A 14,454-nucleotide genomic window follows, 5' to 3' on the forward strand; every position below is an offset into this window, starting at 1 on the left:
GCGGGTCGCTTCTTGCGTAAAGTGGCGGCTATTCTAACTGTGCGGCGCGTAATCCAGAACCTTGGGAGGCGATGGGTCGCAGGTGCATTCTATTTTTGACAAGGATTGAGACATGACAAGGCGACTGGCAGCAGCATTGGCGATCATGGGGGCGTTATTGCTGGGGGGCTGTGGCAACGACTATGGCATCGACCAGAATGGTCACAAGGTCGCCGCCGAGCGTCTGGACAAACAATGGCTGGTGCTCAATTACTGGGCCGAGTGGTGCAGCCCGTGCCGGACCGAAATCCCACAGCTGAATGTGTTGGCCGAGCAGCTCCAGGGCAAGAAGATCGGCGTGTTCGGGGTCAACTTCGACAATGTGCAGGGCGAAGAGCTCAAAGGCGCCAGTGAGAAACTGGGGATCAAGTTCACCGTGCTGGCCCAGGATCCGGCCGACCTTTTCGAATTGCCGCGCAGTGAAGCGCTGCCAGTGACTTACATCATTGATAACAAGGGCAAGGTGCGGGAACAGTTGATGGGCGAGCAGACGGCGGCGGGGGTGATGGCGAAGCTTGAGGCGTTGCAGGCGACCAACTGACCGAGCACCGACCTGTGGCGAGGGAGCTTTGTGGCGAGGGGGCTTTGTGGCGAGGGGGCTTGCCCCCGTTGGGCTGCGAAGCAGCCCTAAACCCTGAAACCTCGTTTCATCAGACATTGCGCGTGTACGTTTTGCGACTGCTGCGCAGCCGAACGGGGGCAAGCCCCCTCGCCACAAGTCACTTGGCTACAACCGAGGGGCATCAACCCTCTTCAAGCCACCAACGCAATGGCTTGCCTTCGGCCGGCCAGAAGCGCATCTGATCAATCGGTGAGACGTCCCAGCGCTGAACGTTTTCCAGCGCCTGCAGGAAGCGTTTTTCCTGCTCCATCAATGCCGGCGCGCAGAGTTTGCGGGTGCTGCCGATCTTGCCGAAGCTGAGCTTTTCACCTTCCAGGGAATATGGCGCGAACCAGTGGTTGCAGCCGCCGTTACCGTAGGCCCGGCCGTCGTCACCGAGCGTGATGGTCAGGTGGCTATAGTCCATCAGCGGACGTTCGCCGATCCACTCCAGAATGTAACTGCGGTTCTGTTGCAACTTTACCGGCTCGGCGGCGCAGCCCAGCAGGCTGGCACCGACCATCGTGGTCAGAGCAAGGCGTTTCATCACGCAGGCTCCTGGCACTTCGGGCACAGGTGTTTTTCGCCGGCTGCGGTCCAGCCCAGTTCGGCAATCCGTGCGGTGGCGGCCGGTTTTTCAGCCTTGTTGCCCAGCTTGGCGTCGACCGCGAACTCGAAGCTCAGCTCTTTGGCGCAGCTGTCGCAGTTGACTTTCCAGGTGTGGATCGCCAGTTCGCCGAACACCGGACCACTGGCCACCGCGACCCATTGGCCGGGCGGATTGATCAGGTGGCGAACCGTTTCGACAGTCAGGCGCATGGACAAGTCCTTGCTGCCTTTGAGGGTCACTACCAGCACGTCGTTATTGCGAATCGAACCGCCGTTGCCGGTGACTTGATAACGCCCCGGCACCAGGGCGCGGCATTCAGTGAGGGTGTGTTGTGGGTTCATCAGGCTGTAGCGGAAATCGTGTTCGACCATGGGTCCTCCAAATATGCGCGATATGCTAGCACGGGCATCAGCGCAGCATGGCGTGGGCATGTGACCTTCGATCAGGTTCAAATTGCTTGCTAATCCATGGCAAACTGCCACTTTTGCATCTCTAAGGAACAGAAATGGCGTTGATCGAATGTTACGAGTGCAAGCAAAGCATCAGCTCCACGGCGCCTGCTTGCATTCATTGCGGTGCGCCTGCGGCAACGGTGCAAGCGGCCACTTCGACGGCAGCGCCTGTGGAAGCACCGCTTTCTTTCGGGCGTTTGCCGAGCAACGAGAGTGTGCCTCGGGTGACCCCGGCCGCCTTCGGGCGTAAACGAAAAACCGAAATCCAGGCTGAGGTCCCGGTACCGGTGCTCAATGGACCGCGTCCGGTGGAACTCTGGCTGAAACTGATGATTTTCTTTCTGCCGCCGTTTTTTGTCTGGTTCCTGCTGCGTCGCGGGCATTCACTGGGGCAGCGCTTGATCGGTTTCGGCTGGCTGGCGCTGATGATCCTTTTGTCCAAGGCCTGAGCCGTTCAGCCCTCGACCCGATTCTGTGGCGAACCGGCCGCCCAGGCCGCGATGTTCTGCAACGTGGTCGCGGCAATCGCGCCCAGGGCTTCGCGAGTGAGAAAGGCCTGGTGTGCGGTGATGATCACGTTCGGAAAGGTCAGCAGGCGCGCCAGCACATCGTCTTGCAGTGGCAGGTCGGAGCGGTCCTCGAAGAACAACTGCGCCTCCTCTTCATAGACATCCAGCCCCAGATACCCCAATTGACCGTCTTTCAACGCATCAATCAGCGCCGGCGTGTCCACCAGACCGCCGCGCCCGGTGTTGATCAACATCGCGCCGGGCCGCATGTGCGCCAATGACTCGCGGTTGATCAAATGTTTGCTCTGCTCGTTGAGCGGGCAATGCAGGCTGATGATCTGCGACTCGGCCAGCAGTTGCGGCAAGCTCAGGTAGCGCGCACCGAGGGCTTCGACCTGTGGGTTCGGATAGGGGTCATAGGCCAGCAATTGGCAGCCGAAGCCGTGCATGATTTTCGCGAAGGTCGCGCCGATCTGCCCGGTGCCGACCACGCCGACGGTCTTGTTCACCAGGTCGAAACCGGTCAACCCGTGCAGACTGAAATCGCCCTCGCGGGTACGGTTGTAGGCGCGGTGCAGACGGCGGTTGAGCGCCAGGATCAACGCCACCGCATGTTCGGCCACGGCGTGGGGCGAGTAGGCTGGGACTCGCACAACCGTCAGCCCCAGGCGCTTCGCCGCCGCGAGGTCGACATGGTTGTAACCGGCCGAGCGCAGGGCGATCAGGCGTGTGCCGCCTGCTGACAGGCGTTCAAGCACCGGCGCGCTGAGGTCATCGTTGATGAAGGCGCAGACCACCTCGTGATGCTCGGCCAGCGCCGCCGTGTCGAGGCTCAGTCGCGCCGGCTGGAAATGCAGTTCGATGCCGACGGGCAGGTCGGCGGCGAGAAAACTGTCGCGGTCGTAGGTCTGGCTGCTGAAAAGAATCGTGCGCATGCTGTCCTTCTGGAAGTCTCAAACCCCGTAGCAGCTGGCGAAGCCTGCGTTCGGCGGCGCAGCCGTCGTGAAATCAGGCACCGCGGTATTTCAGGTAAACCGCGGATGCAGGTTTTACGACGGCTGCGCCGCCGGACGCAGCCTTCGGCAGCTGCTACAGAGGCGCTGAGTTTAGCGTTCAGGCCCGCCGACGTTATTGCGCTGCATCAGGCATTGATGCGCGCATGGGCCGCGAGGCGATTGATGGCGCGTTCGAGTTCTTCCAGCGCGACGGGGGCTTTCGGGTCCTGTTGCTTGAGCAGGGTTTCGCTGCGCTGGCAGGCGGCGCGCAGTTGCGGGACGCCGCAATAACGGGTTGCCCCGTGCAGGCGATGGACCCGCTCGATCAGGGCGTTCTGGTCGTTGGCTTCACGGGCCACGCGGATGGCCTCGCGGTCGGCTTCCAGGGAGGCCAGCAGCATGGCCAGCATGTCCGCCGCCAGATCGGCCTTGCCGGCCGCCAGGCGCAGGCCTTCTTCGTGGTCGAGCACCTGCAATTCATGACCGCTGTTGTTATCGCTATTACGCTCCGGACCCTGATTGCGCAGCGCCAGGCCCGTCCATTTCAACACCACTTGCGCCAGTTGCCGTTCGCTGATGGGTTTGGTCAGGTAGTCGTCCATGCCGCTTTGCAGCAATGCGCGTTTTTCATTGGCCATCGCATGGGCGGTGAGGGCCACGACCGGCAGTGGCGTGCAATGCCGCTCGCTTTCCCATTGGCGAATGGCTTCGGTGCTTTGGCGCCCATCCATGCCGGGCATTTGCACGTCCATCAACACCAGATCGAAAGTCTCGTTCTGCACGGCCTTGACCGCGGCGTAACCGCTTTCTACCGCGAGCACCTTGGCGCCCATGTCTTCGAGCAGGGTTTGCACCAGCAGCAGGTTGGCCGGGTTGTCGTCCACGCAAAGGACCTTCGGCGCGCGGCTGGAAACCGGCTCGGCGGGGTCGCTGCGCTGCTGGCGCGGGTTGACCAGATCAGACAGGGCCCGACGCAGCTTGCGGGTGCAGGCGGGTTTGGACTGGAGCTGGCTGTGGGGGTTGGGCACCGAGAGATGGAACAGCGTCAGTTCGGTGGTCGGGCACAGCACCAGCACTCTGCAGCCCAGGTGTTCAAGATCCCAGATGTGCTGGTTGAGGCGCTCCGGCGGCATGTCGTTGCTGGTGATGCCGAGCACCGCCAGGCCGATTGCCTGATCGGTCTGGTGGGCGCCGGTCACGCCATTGGCCAGGCTTTCCAGGGTATTGAACGGCGTGACGCTCAGGCCGCAGTCTTCCAGTTGATGCTGCAATGCCTGACGGGCCAGTTCATGGTTTTCCAGGACAGCCACCCGCTGCCCGAGCAATGGTGGGCCGGGCAGGTCTTCGGCGTCGTCGCGGGTTTTGGGCAGGCTCAGGCTGATCCAGAACTCCGAGCCTTCGCCCGGCGTGCTGTCGACGCCGATCTCACCGCCCATTTGTTCGATCAGCCGTTTGGAAATCACCAATCCGAGGCCGGTGCCGCCGGGTTGTCGGGACAACGAGTTATCGGCCTGGCTGAAGGCCTGGAACAGGGCGCGCACGTCCTGGTTCGACAGACCGATGCCGGTGTCCTGAATGCTGATGCGCAGCTGCACGCTGTCTTCATGCTCTTCTTCGAGCATCGCCCGGGCGACGATGGTGCCTTCGCGGGTGAACTTGATCGCATTGCTCACAAGGTTGGTGAGGATCTGCTTGAGTCGCAGCGGATCGCCCACCAGCGACAGTGGCGTATCGCGATAAACCAGGCTCACCAGTTCAAGCTCTTTGGCGTGGGCGGCCGGGGCGAGGATGTTCAGGGTGTCTTGCAGCAGGTCGCGCAGGTTGAACGGAATATGGTCTAGCACCAGTTTGCCGGCCTCGATTTTCGAGAAATCGAGAATCTCGTTGATGATCCCCAACAGGCTGTCGGCAGACTTTTCGATGGTGCCCAGGTAATCGAGCTGGCGCGGCGTCAGTTCGCTTTTTTGCAGCAGGTGCGTGAAGCCGAGAATGCCGTTGAGCGGCGTGCGGATTTCATGGCTCATGTTGGCCAGGAACTCGGACTTGATCCGGCTCGCCTCCAGGGCTTCCTTGCGCGCCAGGTCCAGCTCGATGTTCTGGATTTCGATGGTTTCCAGGTTCTGACGCACGTCTTCGGTGGCCTGGTCGACGCTGTTTTGCAATTCTTCCTGAGCGTTCTGCAGCGTCCCGGCCATGCGGTTGATGCCGGACGCCAGTTCATCCAGTTCCTGGCTGCCGAGGGGCGGCAGGCGGGTTTCCAGATGACCGTCCTTGAGTTGCGCCACGGCTTGTTTGATCTGGCTCAATGGCCGGTTGATGGTTCGGCCCATGCGTAATGCCAGCAGCGCCGCACCGGCCAGGCCTCCGCCGATCAGCAGCAGGCTGGCGAACAGGCTGCGGTAACCGCGCAGCAGCATGCCGTTGTGGGACAGTTCGAGTTCGACCCAGCCCAGCAGGCGGTCGGCTTCATCGGGGATCAGGTCGCCGGCCAGGTTGCGGTGTTTACCGAACACCGGCAGCAGGTAACGCGTGGCGTCATTGCCACTGCGGCGCAGCAACTGTGAACCGTAGCCCAGGGGCGCCTGATTGAGCATGGTCGGGCCGGCATGGGCCAGCGGCGTGCGGTCGGGGGCGAGGAAGGTCACCGCGCGCACGTCGGTCTGTTCCAGGGACTGGGTGGCGATGCGCTCCAGCAGCTCGTTGTCTTTGCGACCCATGGCCGGGGCCACCAACGGTGCCAGCTGTTCGGCGATCATTTCGCCGCGTTGCATGAGCTGGGCTTGCAGGTCCGATTGCTGCATCCAGGTGAAATAGCCGCCCAGAACCAACGCCATCAGGGTGGTCGGCAACAGGGTCAGTAACAGCACGCGGCCTTTAATTCCCAGTTTCTTGAGCACGCATCTCTCCTGCATCCAGCTGTTTATTGACCTGCACATGCGTCCGGCACGCGCCACCTGCGCAGTGTAGCGATTTGCATGCGGGCAATCTTCGTAAAATTGATGTCGTCATTCGTCGGTCAGTTCAATGCTTTGGTCCAGGGAGACAAACCTTGGGTTGCCCCTGGAGAGGCAATCTTGAATAATCAGCAATTGAGAATTATTTGCAGATACTCATGACTCCCATCGCGATTGGCCATCCTCGCATCCTATCTATCGAAGACGATCCAGTGCTCGGTGCCTATGTTCATGAGCATCTGGGGCGCTGCGGTTTTCAGGTGACCTGGTGCCAGAACGGGCAGGAAGGCCTGGCGATTGCGCGCCAGCAGGCCTTCGATGTGGTGTTGATGGATATTCTGTTGCCGGGGCTCGATGGCCTGGCGGTGCTGACTCAATTGCGCCAGAGCCATTCCACGCCAGTGGTGCTGATGTCGGCGCTGGGTGCCGAGGCGGATCGCATCAGTGGTTTTCGCCTCGGGGCCGACGATTACCTGCCCAAGCCTTTCAGCATGGCCGAGTTGCGGGTGCGCATCGAAGCGATCCTGCGGCGGGTGGCGCTCGACCGTCGACCGGTGCCGGCACCGATTGCTCCGGCGATGGACTGCCTGCGTTTTGATGATGAACTGGGCGAGGTCTTTTGGGGCGAGTACGCGGCCGGCCTGACCCGCAGCGAATACCGCTTGCTGGACACGCTGAACCGCAACGGCGATGAAGTGTTGAGCAAGCCATTCCTTTATCAGCAGGTATTGCAGCGCGGTTATGCGCCCCATGACCGCAGCCTCGACATGCACATCAGCCAGATTCGCCGCAAGCTCAAGGCCATCGGTTACACCGAGCGCGAAGTGCGCACGGTTTGGGGCAAGGGGTACGTATTGAGTGCAGCCGATGACGTGGTCTGACGTACCGGGCCGCACGGTGGCCCTGCAACAGCAACTGCTGTGCGATCTGTCCCACGAATTGCGCACGCCACTCAGCCGATTGCGGGTGGCCTGCGAAAGTGAGCAGGACCTGGAGCAGTTGCGCGAACGCATTGGCCGGGAAGTCGACGGCATGCAGCGCCTGGTCGAGGATGCGCTGCAACTGGCCTGGCTCGACACCGAGCGCACGCCGTTGCCCGATGAAGCGATCCAGGTCCAGGCCTTGTGGGAAATGCTCACGGAAAACGCCTGTTATGAAAGTGGCTGGCCGGCGAGTCAATTGAACTGTGCGGTGGATGCCTCCTGCTGGGTGCGCGGCCATCTCAATACCCTGGCCCTGGCGCTGGAAAATATTCTGCGCAATGCCATTCGTCATTCACCGAAGGGAGCTGTCGTGACGCTCGATGGCAGGCGCGATGGCGACTTCTGGCATCTGTGGCTGGAGGACGAGGGCGGTGGGGTGGCTGACGAGGATCTTGAGCGGATCTTCTCGCCGTTCATCCGGCTCGACGGTTCACGGCCGGGGGAGGGTGGGTTCGGGTTGGGGTTGAGCATTGCGAGGAATGCGGTGCAGCGGCAGGGCGGGAGTTTGTGGGCTGAGAACACTGATACTGGGTTGCGGTTGAATATGCGGTTGTTAGCACATGACGTTTTAACCGTGTCCTCGCCATCGCGGGCAAGCCTTGCTCCTTGTATGTTGCCTTGAGGCTGCGCGGGTTTACCCCGTCGAATTTGTTTCGCATGTGCCAGTTCTATGAGAGTTATCGCGCTGAAGAGAAAGTCGCACCACTGGTGCGACAATTGTCCTGGTCGCACAACCTGATCATCTTCAGCCAGAGTAAATGTCACGCAAGGTGAAGAGTACTGATTCAGCTGCTTATTCCCATAAGCCATAAGCCCCTTACTTTGCGTGATATGGCCTGCGCACGTTTGCCGGTATGATAGGCGCCCCCGCAGTCCGGATTGCGAATACGCCATGACCTTGCAGTACCCAACCATCGCCGATTGCGTCGGCAACACTCCGCTGGTCCGTTTGCAGCGCCTGCCTGGCGTCACCAGCAACACGCTTTTGCTCAAGCTCGAAGGGAACAACCCGGCGGGTTCGGTCAAGGATCGTCCGGCGCTGTCGATGATCACCCGCGCCGAATTGCGCGGGCAGATCCACGTCGGCGATACGCTGATCGAAGCGACCTCGGGCAACACCGGGATCGCCCTGGCCATGGCCGCCGCGATCAAGGGTTACAAGATGATCCTGATCATGCCGGACAACTCCAGCGCCGAGCGTAAAGCCGCGATGACGGCCTATGGTGCCGAGCTGATTCTGGTCAGCCAGGAAGAAGGCATGGAAGGCGCGCGCGACCTCGCCCAGCGAATGGAAGCCGAAGGCCGTGGCAAGGTGCTCGATCAGTTCGCCAACGGTGACAACCCCGAGGCGCACTACACCACCACCGGTCCGGAAATCTGGCGTCAGACCCAGGGCACCATCACGCATTTCGTCAGCTCGATGGGCACCACCGGCACCATCATGGGTGTCTCGCGCTACCTGAAAGAACAGAACGAGAACGTGCAGATCATCGGTCTGCAACCCATGGAAGGCTCGGCAATTCCGGGCATCCGCCGCTGGCCGCAGGAATACCTGCCAAAGATTTATCAGGCCGATCGCGTGGACCGGATCGTCGACATGGCGCAAAGCGAGGCCGAGGACGTGACCCGTCGTCTGGCGCGCGAAGAAGGCATTTTCTGCGGCGTGTCTTCGGGCGGTGCCGTGGCGGCGATGCTGCGCCTGTCCAAAGAAGTTGAAAACGCGGTGATTGTCGCGATCATCTGTGACCGTGGCGACCGTTACTTGTCGACCGGCATTTTCGACGCACCCAACTGATGGCCAAGCAAGAGAGAGGCCTGCGCTTCCAGCCCACGGGCGGTAGCAAGGCCCCGCAAGTCCCGACCGGCAAAAAGCAGCGCTTGACCATCGAGCGCCTGGCTAATGACGGTCGCGGTATCGCGTTTTTTGAAGGTCGCACCTGGTTCGTCATCGGCGCCTTGGCCGGTGAAGAAGTCGAGGCGCGGGTCTTGGGTGCCCACGGTAAAGTGGTCGAGGCGCGTACCGAGCGGGTGTTCCAGGCCAGCCAATTGCGCCGCCCGGCACCGTGCGCCCATGCCGGTCGCTGCGGTGGTTGCAGCGTGCAGCATCTGCCCCACAACGAACAGCTCGCCCTGAAACAGCGCATGCTCGCCGAGCAGTTGTCGCGGGTCGCCGGTGTCGAACCCGAAGAGTGGGCTGCGCCATTGAGCGGTCCGGAATTCGGCTATCGGCGTCGTGCCCGGGTGGCGGTGCGTTGGGACATGAAGGCGAAAAAACTCGAAGTCGGTTTCCGCGCCGCCGGCAGCCAGGACATCGTCGCCATCAACGAGTGCCCGGTGCTGGTACAGCCCTTGCAACCGATCATGACCCGCTTGCCGGACATGCTGCGGCGCTTGAGCAAACCTCAGGCACTGGGGCATGTGGAATTGTTCAGCGGTTCGTCATTGGCGGTATTGCTGCGGCACATGGCGCCGTTGTCCGAAGCCGACATGACGATCCTCAAGGAATTCTGCGCGCTCCATGAGGCCCAGTTGTGGCTGCATGGCGACGGCGAGCCGCAACCGGTCGAGGCCGATCAGTCCCTGGGCTATCGCCTTGAACAGTGGGACTTGAACCTGGCGTATCGGCCTGGAGATTTCATCCAGGTCAATGCCGGGGTCAACGAAGCGATGATCGCTCAGGCGCTGGAATGGTTGGCGCCGAAAGCCGATGAGCGGGTTCTGGACCTGTTCTGCGGGTTGGGCAACTTTGCCTTGCCGCTGGCCAGGACCGTTCGTGAAGTGGTGGCGGTGGAAGGTGTGCAGGCCATGGTCGAGCGGGCCGCCGCGAACGCCGCTAGTAATAATTTGCATAACGCGAAATTTTTTCAGGCCGATTTATCCCAGCCTTTGGCTGATGCCGAATGGGCCAGCGAAGGCTTTTGTGCGGTACTCTTGGACCCACCTCGCGACGGTGCTTTCGAGGTGGTGCGCAAGCTTGCATCCCTGGGTGCCGAACGATTGGTTTATGTGTCGTGCAACCCTGCAACTCTGGCGCGCGACACGGTCGAATTGATCAAGCAGGGCTACCGGTTAAAACGTGCCGGGATTCTCGATATGTTTCCTCAAACGGCGCATGTCGAGGCCATGGCGTTATTTGAAGCGAGCTAGGATGGCTCGTCTGGTCCGACTGACCGTCCGTGCCGCCACGCATCAGCCCGGCGGGGCGCCCGGACAATGAAGGTCAGCGATTTGACGCATTGAATCTGCGTCGTAGGGAAGGTAAAGCAAGATGGTACAGGTGAGAGCACACCAGCCGATCAACACTGACGGCAGTATCAATCTCGAGGCTTGGCTCGATCACGCGGTCAGTATCGATACAGCACTGGATCGCGAAGCCTTGAAAGAAGCCTGCGAGTTCGCTCGCGAGGCCGAACAACAAGCCAATGCGGCGAAAAACCTGTGGTCCGAAGGGACCTCGAGTTTCCGCACCGGCCTTGAGATCGCCGAGATTCTCGCCGACCTCAAACTCGATCAGGATTCGTTGGTCGCGGCAGTCTTGTACCGCGGCGTGCGCGAAGGCCAGATCCAGTTGCCGGCGGTCAGCCAGCGCTTCGGCCCGGTGGTCGCCAAACTGATTGACGGCGTGCAACGCATGGCGGCGATCAGTGACAGTCTGAGTCCGCGTAAATCCATGGTGATGGGCACCCAAGGCCAGGTGGAAAACCTGCGCAAGATGCTCGTGGCCATGGTCGACGACGTGCGCGTCGCGCTGATCAAACTGGCCGAACGCACCTGCGCGATCCGCGCGGTGAAAACCGCCGACGACGAGAAGCGTAACCGCGTCGCCCGTGAAGTCTTCGACATCTATGCGCCGCTGGCTCACCGCCTCGGTATCGGTCATATCAAGTGGGAACTGGAGGACTTGTCCTTCCGTTACCTGGAGCCCGACCAGTACAAGCAGATCGCCAAGTTGCTCCACGAGCGACGGCTGGATCGCGAGCGCTTCATCAGCGATGTGATGACCCAGCTCAAGAACGAGTTGCAGGCCACCGGCGTCGATGCCGACATCAGCGGCCGGGCCAAACACATCTATTCGATCTGGCGCAAAATGCAGCGCAAGGGTCTGGAGTTCAGCCAGATCTACGACGTGCGCGCCGTTCGCGTGCTGGTGCCGGAAATGCGCGACTGCTACACCGCGCTTGGCATCGTCCACACCCTGTGGCGGCACATCCCGAAAGAATTCGACGACTACATCGCCAACCCGAAAGAGAATGGCTACCGCTCGCTGCACACCGCGGTAATCGGCCCTGAAGGCAAGGTGCTGGAAGTGCAGATCCGCACCCACGCCATGCACGAAGAAGCCGAGCTGGGGGTTTGCGCGCACTGGCGATACAAGGGCACCGACGTCAAGTCCGGCTCGAACCACTACGAAGAGAAAATCTCCTGGCTGCGTCAGGTTCTCGAGTGGCACGAAGAGCTGGGCGATATCGGCGGCCTTGCCGAACAGCTGCGGGTCGATATCGAGCCGGACCGGGTTTATATCTTCACTCCCGACGGTCATGCCATCGACTTGCCGAAGGGCGCGACACCGCTGGACTTCGCTTACCGCGTGCACACCGAAATCGGTCACAACTGCCGCGGCGCCAAGATCAACGGGCGCATCGTGCCGCTCAACTACAGCCTGCAAACCGGTGAACAGGTTGAGATCATCACCAGCAAGCACGGCACTCCGAGCCGCGACTGGCTGAACCCGAACCTGGGTTACATCACCACGTCGCGGGCGCGGGCGAAGATTGTTCACTGGTTCAAGCTGCAAGCCCGCGATCAGAACGTTGCGGCCGGTAAAACCTTGCTCGAGCGCGAACTCAATCGCCTCGGCCTGCCGCAGGTGGATTTCGACAAGCTGGCTGAAAAGGCCAACATGAAAACCGCCGAGGACATGTTCGCTGCCTTGGGCGCAGGCGATTTGCGCCTGGCGCAACTGGTGAACCTGGCGCAGCAACTGGTCGAGCCGGAACGCGGCAACGAACAGTTGGAGCTGATCCCGCGCAAAGCCACCGGCTATAAACCGGGCAAGCGCGGCGATATCCAGATCCAGGGTGTCGGCAACCTGATGACCCAGATGGCCGGCTGCTGCCAGCCGTTACCGGGGGACGCCATCGTTGGTTACATCACCCAGGGCCGTGGCGTGAGCATCCACCGTCAGGACTGCGCCTCGGTGCTGCAACTGGCCGGGCGCGAGCCGGAGCGGATCATCCAGGTCAGCTGGGGCCCGGTGCCGGTGCTCACCTATCCGGTGGACATCATCATTCGCGCTTACGACCGTTCCGGTCTGCTGCGTGACGTGTCGCAGGTGCTGCTCAACGAGCGGATCAACGTGCTGGCGGTCAACACCCGCTCGAACAAAGAGGACAACACTGCGTTGATGTCCCTGACCATCGAGATTCCGGGGCTGGATGCGCTGGGGCGGTTGCTGGGGCGGATCTCCCAGTTGCCGAACATCATCGAGACCCGCCGTAACCGCACACCGTGAGAAACCTTCACGGAAATTGATGGTGTAGAGATTGATAAAAGATGTATTCACTTGAAGACCTGCTGCACCTGATGAACCGTCTGCGCGACCCGCAGTACGGCTGTCCGTGGGACATCAAGCAAACCTACGCCACCATCGTCCCGCACACCCTGGAGGAAGCCTACGAAGTTGCCGATGCTATTGAGCGCGGCGATTTCGATCACTTGCAGGGTGAGTTGGGCGACTTGTTGTTCCAGGTGGTTTATTACAGCCAACTGGCTCGGGAAGAAGGGCGCTTCGAATTCGCTGGCGTGGTCGACAGCATCACGCGCAAGTTGATCCGCCGTCATCCTCACGTATTTCCCACCGGTGATCTGTACGCGCCGCTGGACGTCCCGCGTCTGAATGAAGAGCAGGTCAAGCAACGCTGGGAAGAGATCAAGGGCGAAGAACGCGCCGAGAAGTCTTCGGCGCCGGAGCAGTTGTCCTTGCTCGATGACGTACCCGCGGCACTGCCGGCGTTGTCCCGTTCGGCAAAACTGCAGAAGCGCGCAGGGCAGGTCGGTTTCGATTGGCCGGACGCCTTGCCGGTGCTCGACAAGGTTCGCGAAGAGCTCGATGAAGTGCTCGAAGCCATGGCGGACAATGACTCGGCGGCGATTGCCGATGAAGTCGGCGACTTGCTGTTTTCCGTGGTCAATCTGGCGCGTCACCTCAAGGTCGATCCGGAAACTGCACTGCGTGGCGCGAACACAAAATTTGAAAGACGCTTCCGATTTATCGAACAGGCATTGCGCGACACCCACCGTCCCATAGAAGATTGCACCCTCGAAGAGTTGGACGCCTTGTGGGGCGAAGCCAAACGTCAGGAAAAGAATTTGCCCAGCTGCGGCTGAGCTGTTGCCTAAGTGAGTAAGCACCATGAGCCTTTCCCTTCGCGACCAGTTGCTCAAAGCAGGGCTGGTCAACCAAAAGCAGGCCAAACAGGTCGGCAAAGAAAAACAGAAACAACAGCGTCTGGCCCACAAAGGCCAGATCGAACTCGATGACTCCCAGCAGCGTGCGGCTCAGGAAGCCATGGCCGAGAAGGTCAAGCGCGACCAGGAGCTCAACCGTCAGCAGCAGGAGAAGGCCGAGCAGAAGGCCCGAGCCGCCCAGGTCAAGCAATTGATCGAAGTCTCGCGCCTGCCCAAGCTGAACACCGAGGACTACTACAACTTCGTCGACGACAAGAAGGTCAAGCGTATCTCCGTCAACACCCTGATGCGCAACAAGCTCAGCAGCGGTTCCCTGGCGATCGTGCATCACGCCGGCGGTTACGAAGTGATCCCTCGTGAAGCGGCCCTGAAGATCCAGGAGCGCGATCCACAGCGCATCGTGCAGCTGAATGTGAAGACAGAAGAAGTCAGCACCGAAGACGATCCGTACGCGGCCTATCAGATTCCTGACGATCTGATGTGGTAAGCCGTTAGCAGCTGCAACAACGACAAACCCCGCTCATGGCGGGGTTTGTCATTTTCAATGCGGTGGTTATGCAGAACGCGCTTCGCGTTGCTGCTCCAGTGATTCCAGTTCGGCCTTGTACTGGTGGGCTTCGGTCTCGGAGTGGAACATCCCGACCAGCAGGTCTTGTTGATGTACATCCCAGATGCGGATACCGGCGGCGATGCCTTCATGGGACATATGTGAATCGTCGCGTTCAGTTACTTTTACAGTCATCTGCTAGCTCCAATCTCTGTTATCTGCAGCAAGGCGTGTGCAGGCCTTTGTTATAAGTTTTGTTAGCTGGCTAAGTAAACGACTGAAATCGGTAACGGACT

Annotated in this window: 13 protein-coding genes and 2 pseudogenes; 10 read left to right on the top strand and 5 right to left on the bottom strand. The window is 60.8% G+C overall.

Translation table 11 applies throughout. The annotated features are described in order from the left end of the window. Positions 1 to 112 precede the first annotated feature (112 nt). On the top strand, positions 113 to 580 hold the full coding sequence (locus ACEN9A_RS06435; protein WP_018926300.1) for a TlpA family protein disulfide reductase: 468 nt from the start codon (positions 113 to 115) through the stop codon (positions 578 to 580). Between the two features lie 202 nt (positions 581 to 782). On the opposite strand, the gene ACEN9A_RS06440 is transcribed toward ACEN9A_RS06435, so the two are convergent. Together ACEN9A_RS06440 and ACEN9A_RS06445 are read right to left on the bottom strand one after the other, a co-directional pair. Then, complete coding sequence (locus ACEN9A_RS06440; RefSeq protein ID WP_007937547.1) at positions 783 to 1,187, bottom strand: META domain-containing protein; 405 nt, start codon at positions 1,185 to 1,187, stop codon at positions 783 to 785. Next, on the bottom strand, positions 1,187 to 1,621 hold the full coding sequence (locus ACEN9A_RS06445; RefSeq protein WP_018926299.1) for a hypothetical protein: 435 nt from the start codon (positions 1,619 to 1,621) through the stop codon (positions 1,187 to 1,189). The genes ACEN9A_RS06440 and ACEN9A_RS06445 overlap by 1 nt, the downstream gene beginning before the upstream one ends. 134 nt (positions 1,622 to 1,755) lie before the next feature. Here ACEN9A_RS06445 and ACEN9A_RS06450 point away from each other — a divergent pair, with 134 nt between their 5' ends. Next, a complete protein-coding gene (locus ACEN9A_RS06450) occupies positions 1,756 to 2,151 on the top strand; it encodes a hypothetical protein (protein WP_258672736.1) in 396 nt (131 codons plus the stop codon). Positions 2,152 to 2,156: 5 nt separating this feature from the next. On the opposite strand, the gene ACEN9A_RS06455 is transcribed toward ACEN9A_RS06450, so the two are convergent. Beyond that, on the bottom strand, positions 2,157 to 3,146 hold the full coding sequence (locus ACEN9A_RS06455) for a 2-hydroxyacid dehydrogenase (RefSeq protein ID WP_258672738.1): 990 nt from the start codon (positions 3,144 to 3,146) through the stop codon (positions 2,157 to 2,159). 206 nt (positions 3,147 to 3,352) lie between these two features. Then, a complete protein-coding gene (locus tag ACEN9A_RS06460) occupies positions 3,353 to 6,103 on the bottom strand; it encodes a response regulator (RefSeq protein ID WP_258672739.1) in 2,751 nt (916 codons plus the stop codon). Between the two features lie 215 nt (positions 6,104 to 6,318). On the opposite strand from ACEN9A_RS06460, the gene ACEN9A_RS06465 reads away from it, so the two are divergent. From ACEN9A_RS06465 to ACEN9A_RS06500, 8 genes and pseudogenes are all read left to right on the top strand, one after another. Next, complete coding sequence (locus ACEN9A_RS06465) at positions 6,319 to 7,041, top strand: response regulator transcription factor (RefSeq protein WP_258672740.1); 723 nt, start codon at positions 6,319 to 6,321, stop codon at positions 7,039 to 7,041. Positions 7,042 to 7,054: 13 nt separating this feature from the next. Beyond that, positions 7,055 to 7,765, top strand: a pseudogene (locus ACEN9A_RS06470) (sensor histidine kinase); the annotation flags it as partial. A gap of 2 nt (positions 7,766 to 7,767) precedes the next feature. After that, positions 7,768 to 7,902 (top strand): annotated as a pseudogene (locus tag ACEN9A_RS06475) (DUF1016 N-terminal domain-containing protein); the annotation flags it as partial. A gap of 133 nt (positions 7,903 to 8,035) precedes the next feature. Beyond that, the gene (gene cysM, locus ACEN9A_RS06480; protein WP_018926292.1) at positions 8,036 to 8,938 is read left to right on the top strand and encodes a cysteine synthase CysM; all 903 of its coding nucleotides are present in this window, start codon (positions 8,036 to 8,038) and stop codon (positions 8,936 to 8,938) included. Beyond that, positions 8,938 to 10,290 carry a 23S rRNA (uracil(1939)-C(5))-methyltransferase RlmD gene (gene rlmD, locus ACEN9A_RS06485; RefSeq protein WP_258672741.1) on the top strand — a complete coding sequence of 451 codons (1,353 nt, stop codon included), beginning with the start codon at positions 8,938 to 8,940 and terminating at the stop codon, positions 10,288 to 10,290. The genes cysM and rlmD overlap by 1 nt, the downstream gene beginning before the upstream one ends. A 121-nt stretch (positions 10,291 to 10,411) precedes the next feature. Continuing rightward, positions 10,412 to 12,655, top strand: coding sequence for a GTP diphosphokinase (gene relA / locus ACEN9A_RS06490; protein WP_019650383.1), 2,244 nt, complete (start codon positions 10,412 to 10,414; stop codon positions 12,653 to 12,655). Positions 12,656 to 12,696: 41 nt separating this feature from the next. Beyond that, positions 12,697 to 13,530, top strand: coding sequence for a nucleoside triphosphate pyrophosphohydrolase (gene mazG, locus ACEN9A_RS06495; protein ID WP_019650384.1), 834 nt, complete (start codon positions 12,697 to 12,699; stop codon positions 13,528 to 13,530). 25 nt (positions 13,531 to 13,555) lie between these two features. After that, the gene (locus tag ACEN9A_RS06500) at positions 13,556 to 14,098 is read left to right on the top strand and encodes a DUF2058 domain-containing protein (protein WP_018926288.1); all 543 of its coding nucleotides are present in this window, start codon (positions 13,556 to 13,558) and stop codon (positions 14,096 to 14,098) included. A gap of 66 nt (positions 14,099 to 14,164) precedes the next feature. On the opposite strand, the gene ACEN9A_RS06505 is transcribed toward ACEN9A_RS06500, so the two are convergent. Continuing rightward, complete coding sequence (locus ACEN9A_RS06505) at positions 14,165 to 14,353, bottom strand: hypothetical protein (RefSeq protein WP_018926287.1); 189 nt, start codon at positions 14,351 to 14,353, stop codon at positions 14,165 to 14,167. Between the last annotated feature and the right edge of the window lie 101 nt (positions 14,354 to 14,454).

Source organism: Pseudomonas sp. Pseusp18, from assembly GCF_059506005.1.

Coding starts and splice junctions, on each gene's coding strand:
- ACEN9A_RS06440 (WP_007937547.1), bottom strand. CDS start 1,187: ATGAAACGCCTTGCTCTGACCACGATGGTCGGTGCCAGCCTGCTGGGC.
- cysM (WP_018926292.1), top strand. CDS start 8,036: ATGACCTTGCAGTACCCAACCATCGCCGATTGCGTCGGCAACACTCCG.
- ACEN9A_RS06465 (WP_258672740.1), top strand. CDS start 6,319: ATGACTCCCATCGCGATTGGCCATCCTCGCATCCTATCTATCGAAGAC.
- ACEN9A_RS06500 (WP_018926288.1), top strand. CDS start 13,556: ATGAGCCTTTCCCTTCGCGACCAGTTGCTCAAAGCAGGGCTGGTCAAC.
- mazG (WP_019650384.1), top strand. CDS start 12,697: ATGTATTCACTTGAAGACCTGCTGCACCTGATGAACCGTCTGCGCGAC.
- rlmD (WP_258672741.1), top strand. CDS start 8,938: ATGGCCAAGCAAGAGAGAGGCCTGCGCTTCCAGCCCACGGGCGGTAGC.
- relA (WP_019650383.1), top strand. CDS start 10,412: ATGGTACAGGTGAGAGCACACCAGCCGATCAACACTGACGGCAGTATC.
- ACEN9A_RS06455 (WP_258672738.1), bottom strand. CDS start 3,146: ATGCGCACGATTCTTTTCAGCAGCCAGACCTACGACCGCGACAGTTTT.
- ACEN9A_RS06450 (WP_258672736.1), top strand. CDS start 1,756: ATGGCGTTGATCGAATGTTACGAGTGCAAGCAAAGCATCAGCTCCACG.
- ACEN9A_RS06435 (WP_018926300.1), top strand. CDS start 113: ATGACAAGGCGACTGGCAGCAGCATTGGCGATCATGGGGGCGTTATTG.
- ACEN9A_RS06505 (WP_018926287.1), bottom strand. CDS start 14,353: ATGACTGTAAAAGTAACTGAACGCGACGATTCACATATGTCCCATGAA.
- ACEN9A_RS06445 (WP_018926299.1), bottom strand. CDS start 1,621: ATGGTCGAACACGATTTCCGCTACAGCCTGATGAACCCACAACACACC.